The sequence below is a fragment of the Pseudophaeobacter arcticus DSM 23566 genome, assembly GCF_000473205.1.
Taxonomy (GTDB): Bacteria; Pseudomonadota; Alphaproteobacteria; order Rhodobacterales; family Rhodobacteraceae; genus Pseudophaeobacter; species Pseudophaeobacter arcticus.
This window is the reverse complement of sequence record NZ_AXBF01000008.1, coordinates 20,387-29,417: the sequence shown is the minus strand read 5'-3', so window position 1 is coordinate 29,417 and position 9,031 is coordinate 20,387. Positions and strand designations below refer to the sequence as shown.

Sequence of the window (9,031 nt, the reverse complement as noted above, 5' to 3'; positions counted from 1 at the left end):
CAGCGCGCGTGGCGGGCGATTCTAGTCGACACCCTCAAAGCTACGATCTGACCAAAACGGGTCTTCTGGATCAGCCAGCTTCTCTTGCAAAGCATCAAGCGCATACTGGATGAGCTGCCCCTGCACCCAATCTTGCCGATCACAAATGGCGACAATACGCTCCTTATCTTCTGCCCTACCCTTCATAGCTATCTGCGCATTGCGACCTGTCTGATAGAACTGTGAACGGCGCATCGTGCCCTTTTTGGGCTTTGCGCGTTTCTGGAACCCCCGCTTTTCGGCAACTTTCTCAACCGCTTGAACAGTCTTAACATCTTGTGCTGGTGGTGGAGTAATTGCTGGCTTTGGAGAGAAACTGGCGAGTAGATCATCGCCATCTTCATCATCAAATGCGCTACGGATGCCGCCTTCATTTGTCATCAGACGGCCTCCCGGACGTTTGGCTCAACTCCACAAGTATCTGCCTCAAGAGACTTAAGAGTACGAGCGACTTCAAGTGCATACACTTTAGCATTGAAGTAAGCCTTGGATGGGTCGTTCACCTTTTTCGGATCGAGGTTGAAGAGCGTAGTACAGTAGCCAAAAATCGCAGCAAAAGCATCACGCATGATGAGTTGAGTGTTGAAGACCTCAATCCCATGCTCACGCATATCTTCCTCAGCCTGTTTGAGTGTCCGTGACCGGGCCACGGCGGGCTGCATGGTCAATAACACGCGGATCGGGATATCACGGTTGAGCTTGCGGCCAACTTCACGCACATACTTAATCGCTTTCCCTGCATGTCGTTGGTCCAAAGGCTTACCGTTCGTCGTGACGATAACCAAATCCGAAACAGACGCCGCACGCGCTGCCGTGAGATTTGCGCTCCCTTCACAATCCACGATTACGAACGCGCTACGCAGGGTTGCTGCGTGAATCGCCTGAACAATTTCGTCCTCTTCAAAGGCCGGAACGATCTCAAACCCATGTTCATTGCCTCCAGCTTGAACCCATTCTTTAAAGGGTTCATTCTGATCGGCTTCAATAACCGTGACGGAATTACCCTTGCCAAGAAGCTCAGCAAGCAAGAAGGCGGATGTGGTTTTACCAGTGCCGCCTTTTGTTTGAAAGAATGTAATGACTGGCATATCTGCTCGATGTTTTTGTTATACTAAAAAGACTTGGCACAATAATCATCTCATAGTCGAACACCATCAGTCAACCGTTATCCGATTAGTTAACTGTTACCTGTAATGTTAACAGTTAACTAATCGGATAACTATTATGAGAAAATTGTCCTCTACCGCTCTTGCCCATCATCGCGATCCCGCCTGCGATCTTTGTCGCGGGATGCCCCCTGCGCGTCATCAAACGAGCCGCGCATACACCTGCTATACGAGGGTGGGAACGGAAGGAAACGTAAACGAGCACTTGGGGCGGCACGAAAGCGGGACAGGTCCAACTGGATCCTACGCACAAACCTTCCGACGGGGCCAACAGCCCCCAAAGACCGCCGATTTCTAAACTTTGGAAATGGACCACTCAAGTGGGGCTGCTCAACAAGTCGATCCACCTTAGCTACTGGTCCGAAATCCCGCGACCACCTATCAACTGGCCGACTGAACCGATCAGTGTTGCGTCATAGCCCGTGACAATTCGGCTGCTAATGTACACAGTAAGTTCCGTGGCGACCATGGTCACGGCCACTCCAATGGCCACTCCGGTTACGCCATAAAAGTACCCCCCCAGACCGATTGTCACGATGGCTATGAAAAGCGCGAGAACAGAAATCTTCACGCTAAGTACCTCATGGCCGGTCATATTGAGTAAAAGCCCGCTAGCTCCTGTAATTGCTCGAAAAAAGTGACCTCCGGCAAGAATCAGAAGAATAGGATAAAAGGGTACGAAATTCTCACCTACCAATTCGAGAACAACATCGCCGTAAAGCGCTAGGATACCAAAGCTTATTGAAGCAGGCACGAAAGCCAGAGTTGCTCCGAGCGCCAAGTCCGAGCGCAGGCGGTCGAAATTTCCAGAAAAATGCGAGGCAGACAGTCTAGGCCCAAGTGCGACAACAACAGCGTTCTGGGTGAATGATACAAGACTCGCCGTTCGAGATGCCAGAAAATAGGGGCCGGCGCTCTCTTCTGAGAAGAATATTGCGATGGCGATGACGTCGAGGTTACTGATTCCGATCGCGGTAATATTGGTGACCCATAGACGGCGCATCACGGGCCGTATCTTACTCCAGAGTGCTACGTCGTACGAGGATTCCTCAGAAGGAACTGTTGTTTCAGTGATTTGGGCTAACTCCGATTTGATCAGGTGATGCTGCATAGCGACGAGCCCCCCTAGAACTGGTATGGATACGAGCAGGAGAGGAAAAAACTGTGTTCCGGGCGCGAACGTCTGAGAAACGCAATAACCAATGGGGAGCAAGGACAGACGCCAGAGCACATCGCGGGGACCAAGGGCAAAAGCGATACGATCGAAGCCTCGCAAGATCGATGCGTTCAATTCAGCCATCAGGAAAAATGGCAACAGCATGAAGCTAGCTATGAGAGCAAGGGGACGTTCGAAAAACCTTACCTCCGGTTCAAACCAGACCATTGCAACAGAGTAGAAAACTCCTAGAAGAGAAAGCACTAGAGACAGGCGTAAAGGCAGGCGCGAAGCCCGCCGGATCACCTTCTGCAACAGATCCAGGCGGTCAGTGGCTCGTAGCTCACCCGTGGTGCGCAGAAACCCCATCGGCACGCCAAGTGCAATCACTGTCATAATAAAGAGCACTGAGCTTAAAACGGTCGCGAAGCGCCCGAAATCTTCGGGACCTAACCAGCGGCCTAAGAAAAACACGCACAGGTAGGTCGCCGTTGCGGCCATTACTCGTAATGCAAGGGAACTCAGAACGATACGTAGAAAACCCATTTTGTGTGCCTATTTCACTGGTTCTGGAGATATTACCGCTTGGACCCGCCGTTGGGTCTGAGCGATTCGCTCCCTAATCCGGCGCTGCCGCATGAGAACGCCGAGGCATAACCCCGGTGCACACCACATGTAAAATGAAGTGATAATTCCACCATCGATGATTGCGGAGGTACCTAGCAGTACGAAGGTCATCCGCGCCCGTGCCACATCTCGATCTGGCAAGACGCCCCGCGTTTTTCTTAGGCTCATCATGATAGTTAGAATGAGCACAATCATCAACGGAATGCCAAGGTACATTGAGAGGCGTAAGAACAGACTCTTAGCAGTCAGGGCATTGCCTGTTAGCAAATCGTTGCGCACTTCCCAGAGGAACGAAATCTCCACCACTCTTTGGGGGAAGTAATAGATCTCATTTGACCATCCGATGCCAAATATAGGGTTCTCTAGCACGATTTGAGCGGCGGTATAATTGTAAAAGAAGCGGATGATGGCTGAGGGGTCTGCATTTAGTGCAGTGAGGCGTGATAGTATCTGTGCAAAGAGTACATCTCCAGCCACTATCAGCGACACCATGGCCACAAGACCAATAACGATCAACATACGCCGCTTCCAACCTTTCACCCGGTTGGATAAGGTGATCAGGAAGAACGCCACAATCACCAAGAAAATTCCTGTGAGCGCCATCGAGGCCATACCAAGCGCGAGGACCAGCAATACACGCTTGAGAAGCATACTTCCTTCGACCGGATAGACGAACCAAGGCAGGAATAAAATACACAGGAGTTTGGAAAATTCTGAGGGTTCCATGGTCGTTCCGTTGATCCGACCAAAGCGTTCGATATATGATACGCCAAGATTATCGCGCGAGCCTTCGAAGACCGGCCAGAGCGATGAATAAAACGGGTTGGCCACAATGCTCGAGGCCACTTGCAGTAAAGTGTAAGCGAAGAAGGCGCCAAAAGCTAACTCAATGCTACGTTGCAAGGCTCTGGGAGACATCTTTTCTCCGATCACCACAGCCGTACAAATAAGTAAGATAAGGAATATCGGGACAATACTTGTCACGATTGACTTACGCAATGGGTTAGTATCGTAAGCAGAGGCCCCTACCGCCGACAGGAAGGCACCGTGAAAGACGGTCATCCCCCCGGCGATTACGAACAGAATTGCGATCATGCGCACCAGTGCACCTTCGGGGCCGTGGCGCTGCAGTACGTTCAGGATAGAGCGATCCAGAAGCAATAGCATAGCCAAGACTAGAAAGGGAAAGAGGCTGAGGTTGGCGTCGAAATTACCCAGTAGTCCAGGTTTGATCATTGCGCAAAATGGCAGGGTCACGATGAAGATCTGGTACAACAGGCGCATAATCAGCCTTGCCCCCCCCCAGATATTTTATTGCGTAGCGCACTACGATAGATCCAGCTCTGTGCAGCGATTGGCATCATCCGCAAGCCCAGCCGGGCAATTGGATAGAGATAAGCGGTGCTCAGAAATCCTCGTTTGGCGCGTACAGCGCGAGTGTACCAGTGTAGCTCAGTTAGGCCTCTCCACAGTGACCGGCGGCGCGCGAAAAACGAAGCATCTAAGCGCCAGTTGAACAGCCGCTCAGGTACATTGGCGAAAAGATATCCTCGTTCCGCCAAGAGCACGAGGAAAGCAAGGTCTTCTGACAGATAGGCATCCGGATACCGGATGGCGCTGTCCCTAAGCAGGTTACCACGCATGCAGAATGTCGGATGTAGAACCGGATTGAGTTTGATCAACGCATCTGAACAGGCTGCTGCAGTCTGTGGAAAGTTCCGTAGCCCAATTTCCATGCCCGCTTCGTCTATGTCACGCGCTTGACATCCGACCAAGGCGATATCGGGATGTGCCTGCATGTACCGGATCTGCGTGATGAAGCGATCAGGGTCACTTACGTCATCGCCATCCATGCGGAAGACGAAAGCCTCGTCTTCCAAAATGTCTATTAGCCGATTGAGGGCGGTTCTGAGTCCCATGTTCCGCTCGTTTCTAATGATGCGGTAGAACCTGTCAGCGTTGTCTTGCAGCCAAGCATTATGGGTGGTCGGCAAGGGTCCGTCACAGCACAGATAGATGCGTGGGTGCCCCTCAAGTCCGGCCTGTAATTCTATTGAAGATATAGCGACGTCCATGTAGTCGAGTCGATCCGACTTATATAGCGTTGTCAAAACCGCTGTTTTCTGCTGATCATAAATCATGACGTGTCTCCTAGATGGCAATCGCGGGGGCCTGATAGAGTGGGACAGAGATCCGAAAATTGCAGAAAAGACCGCACTGTTAAAAAAAAGACGATAACCCCGTCAGTATGGCGTGGATATCGAGATCACCGCCAAGGTGGCTTAACCCCGTTAGGGTCAATGAGGGCATAGGTACTCTCGGCATGGGCAGGTAAATTGGTCAAATAACAACTTTTCTATATTTCATCGTTCGAATGGAATTTATCGTATTTTGTATATGAATACTGGTTCCTTTCACTCTAGTTTCTCGGTGTCATTCTGTCCACATCACACGCCGATAAGTCGCCATTTCACCTTAACTTCTGGTGTGGTATTCTGCGACTCATGCTCTCCGGATCTGTGGATTTTTTCAGTATCTCGGCAACAGAAATAACGAAGTCCTCATCGCTCTGTGCTACATGCAGCAAGGGATGGTCTTCGATCCCCTCACCTCCCACGGGCGACACCACCGTGGGTATTCCAGCATCAATGGTCTCGAACACTTTGATCTTGACCCCAGATCCAAGCCGCAGAGGAGCGATGGCAACATCTAGGCTGGTGAAGATTTCCACCGGATCCTCTATGAAGCCAGTGACGTGAACATACTCACCCTCCAGGGCCAGAACGTCCTGAGTGGGGTGTGCTCCCACAATCCATAAATGCGCCAGTGGCACCTCTTCGCGAACGCGTGGCAGTATGTTTTGCGTGAAATGGATAACGGCATCGACATTTTCATGCCGGGCCATGTTACCCCAGAACGCAATGCGTCCTGGCACGATACTGTCGGCAGTGCGCAGCATTCCTTCAGTATTAATGGTGCCCCGCACGGCCTCCGCTTCGGCCTCCTGTCTAGGGAAGAGGGCCTTGATGTCACGTGCGTCATCCGGCGACAAGGTGCGGAGGCGCATCACCCGATCCCAAGCAAGCAGCTGCCAAGCTTGGGCGCGTCGGCTTTGAAATTCGTAGAACCAGGCTTGTTTCCAGTCCAGTTGGCTAGCTTGCCGGTCATAGAGTTTTGATACCACATCATGTTGCCGAAACGTGAAGAGCGGGAAGTCTACAGGGGACAGAGCAGCGAGGCCTTGGGTGAAATCTGCGTAGAAATCAGTGAATTTCGGATCCTTAAGCAACGTTTCAAGTGTACCATGACCGGCCATACGCCGGGCTGAAGCAAAAATGGGCTGTACCGGTGTTTTCAATAGGCCCTTGATCTGATCGTTCCTGTGCACGCGGATCACCGCTGCTACCGCGACATTTGCGGGCCACACATCTTCAAATGAGTCCAACGCATCAAGATCGTTCACGAAGTAGATGATACTGACTGCCTTGAACCGCTCTGCGAGAGCCACGATCTTGGCATAAGCGAGTTTCTGCCCGGAGGAATTTGCCTTTGGATTGGGGGAGAACCCGCACAGGAAGAGCAATGTCCGCTCTTTTTCGGGCGGCAAGATCAGGTCGCCAGCCTCTCGCCGCCACTTGTCCAAAATGGGTCGCCAGGTATTCGTGTCAGCGTCGGAACCCAAAAACGCCTCAAAACGGTCAATCTCGCGACCATAATAGCGGATCAGAAGGGTTTTGACGGCTTCGGGTAGGGCAGTTTTCTTGCCGGGGAAAACTTCTGGGGTCAAACCCTCTATGGTATCCGGGACCGGGCCACCGGCATGATCTAGGAGATCTTTCAGTATGTATTCCGGGTTTTCCGATATATGCTCGAACGGATATAGTCGCACGCGATGTGCTCCAAATACAGCCTCCCAAGTTTCCATTTGGGTGGCGTAGTCCGAATAGCGGCGAGACCGCCCCAGTAGCAAATGATGTACGAGATCTCGGACAGGAACGTCATCGAGGGTCCAACCGCGATCAAAGGCGGTTTCCATGCGGGTTCCTGACCAAGCCCGTTGTATCGGGTTGCGCGCGATGAAGGCGATACGCAGATTGGGAAACAAGGATCTAATTGCCGCGATGCGCCAGCGCGGCATCGGTCCATAATCGGGAGCCACCTCTACCAGCGGCAGATCGTCCTTGGCATCGGCATATTGAGTTATGTACCGCCGTATTGACCACATGCGTCCACGATCAAAATGATGGCATTCCTTGGTTCCTGCCACATTGGCGAGACAGAGATCTTGAAGTTGCGCATGCACCCATGTAGTCCCTGATTTCTGAGCTCCGATCACCAGTAAATCAAGGGGTCGCGAGATACGGCGTCTCAGCCAAGCTCTATAAAGAGGAACGTTGAGAACAAGAAATAATTCGCTCGATCCAACGATAAACTGGGCAATTTTTTTTACAACAGAACCCAAACCAGCACTTTTTCGGTATGGGTTTCTGCCTATTATTCCATTGAGCATTTCAATGTCTTTCTGCAAAATCTCTTGCACTGCCGTAAAAAGCCCGTACGGCGGCTTTTACATTGCGCGACTGGGGGTACTCAGCTTAGTTTAGAAAAATACTCTTGCCCTTCGCAGCTCTTCCTCATGTAATTGATGCAGTCTGCACCAATCAATCCCCAAGCGCATTGATTGGTGCAGTAATCAGTGACGGCGTAATCTGATCTATCGTACGCCCCCAACGGGTCACAGGATTTTCAGCGATAAACACAATGTCATCTGGCCGCAGTTCAAACTTGGATGCCATCGCGAGGTTTGCAGCATTGCGCACGTCAAGGTGCCAAGCAGTCACAGCACCAAATTCGCGCAGATCATCTGAGGCCCGCAGTACATAGACCTCCGATGCATCGCCGGTTTCCTTTGCGATGCCGCCGCCGGTATCGAACAGGGCATCCGCCAGCACCGCCTTGCGGTTAAACGGCAGCGTGTAGCGGCCTTGGGTGCGTACTTCGCCGCTCAGGTAGACATAGTCGCGATCAACCCCGTCGAGATCGAGAGTCCGGGTGAAGTTATCGCGTCGCTCATTCAGGTCTGCGCGACGCAGGGTAATGGCAGCTGTCAGCTCATCCAGCGCGATTTCACGGCCAGAAACAGTTGTCTGCACCCGTTGAATCTGCTGGACAAAATACCGTTCAGCACGATTGAGATCGTAATCAGTATCCACAAAGACTGAATCTCCGGCGACCAAATGCAGGTTTTGCAGGTCTGAGCGGGAATAGAGATCTTCCAGCGGGATTTGGTACATCTGCCCTTCGCGGTATATGCGCACAGAACTCACATCAATATCCCCAACGGAGACTGAGCCCGCGCTGGAGAGGGCTTCGCCCAAAGTCAACGGTGTGAGCGTGATCGGCATAACACCTGGCTGTCCGACAGCCCCGCCTACCGAGACGCGGCGAGAGTTAAATTCTGAGACTTCAAGGCTGAATGTCGGATCCAGCTGGCTTTCGACTAGGCGCTGGAACAAGAGCGCTTCGCCCTCGTCCACCGTGAGGCCGGCAAGACGTACGCGGCCCACATCCGGGATATTGATCGAGCCATCATCCTGAACGGTATAGCCATTGCGACTATTCTGCGCGGCCAAAAGCCCGGATAGCTCGCCCACGGTGCCCTGGGTAGACGGGGTCGAGAGTACGACAACATCGCCCACGCCGATGGTATAGGGACTATTGGTGACAGGAGGTGGGGGATCCAGGCGCAGCGTATTACGCACACCATCCTGGGTCGAGGGGGCCGCAGGCAGTGTACCAATTCCGCGCGGGGACGCGCCGGCACCGGATCCAGCCGACAAACCAAAGACCACAGGCAACGTTTTAGGCTGATATGACGCGCGGTTAGCCACCAGAACCGTTTCTGGCGTCATTGCCACTACACGGACCTTTCCGGTGTCAGACACACCGGCTTTGACAGAAGGGCTGCGATAGATTGTAGAACATCCCGCCAAGATCCCGGCTAGGGCAAGGGCGCTACAAGCAAGGGTCAATGGGCGCACGA

The 9,031-nt window shown here is 52.4% G+C and carries 7 protein-coding genes; all 7 read right to left on the bottom strand.

Features of this window, described 5'->3' with window-relative positions:
* Nucleotides 1-21 precede the first annotated feature (21 nt).
* Complete coding sequence (locus tag ARCT_RS0104000) at nt 22-420, bottom strand: hypothetical protein (RefSeq protein ID WP_027238920.1); 399 nt, start codon at nt 418-420, stop codon at nt 22-24.
* Complete coding sequence (locus ARCT_RS25315; RefSeq protein WP_051360532.1) at nt 420-1,127, bottom strand: ParA family protein; 708 nt, start codon at nt 1,125-1,127, stop codon at nt 420-422. Before ARCT_RS25315 ends, ARCT_RS0104000 begins: the two co-directional genes overlap by 1 nt.
* A 430-nt stretch (nt 1,128-1,557) precedes the next feature.
* A complete protein-coding gene (locus ARCT_RS0103990) occupies nt 1,558-2,907 on the bottom strand; it encodes a lipopolysaccharide biosynthesis protein (protein WP_027238919.1) in 1,350 nt (449 codons plus the stop codon).
* Between the two features lie 9 nt (nt 2,908-2,916).
* The gene (locus tag ARCT_RS0103985) at nt 2,917-4,224 is read right to left on the bottom strand and encodes an O-antigen ligase family protein (RefSeq protein ID WP_161631288.1); all 1,308 of its coding nucleotides are present in this window, start codon (nt 4,222-4,224) and stop codon (nt 2,917-2,919) included.
* A 50-nt stretch (nt 4,225-4,274) separates the two neighbouring features.
* Nucleotides 4,275-5,129, bottom strand: a complete 855-nt coding sequence (locus ARCT_RS0103980) for a glycosyltransferase (RefSeq protein ID WP_027238917.1) — start codon at nt 5,127-5,129, stop codon at nt 4,275-4,277.
* A gap of 329 nt (nt 5,130-5,458) precedes the next feature.
* Nucleotides 5,459-7,528: a glycosyltransferase gene (locus ARCT_RS26945; protein ID WP_161631287.1), complete on the bottom strand. Its 2,070-nt coding sequence runs from the start codon at nt 7,526-7,528 to the stop codon at nt 5,459-5,461.
* A 121-nt stretch (nt 7,529-7,649) separates the two neighbouring features.
* Nucleotides 7,650-9,029 carry a polysaccharide biosynthesis/export family protein gene (locus ARCT_RS0103970; RefSeq protein WP_027238916.1) on the bottom strand — a complete coding sequence of 460 codons (1,380 nt, stop codon included), beginning with the start codon at nt 9,027-9,029 and terminating at the stop codon, nt 7,650-7,652.
* Between the last annotated feature and the right edge of the window lie 2 nt (nt 9,030-9,031).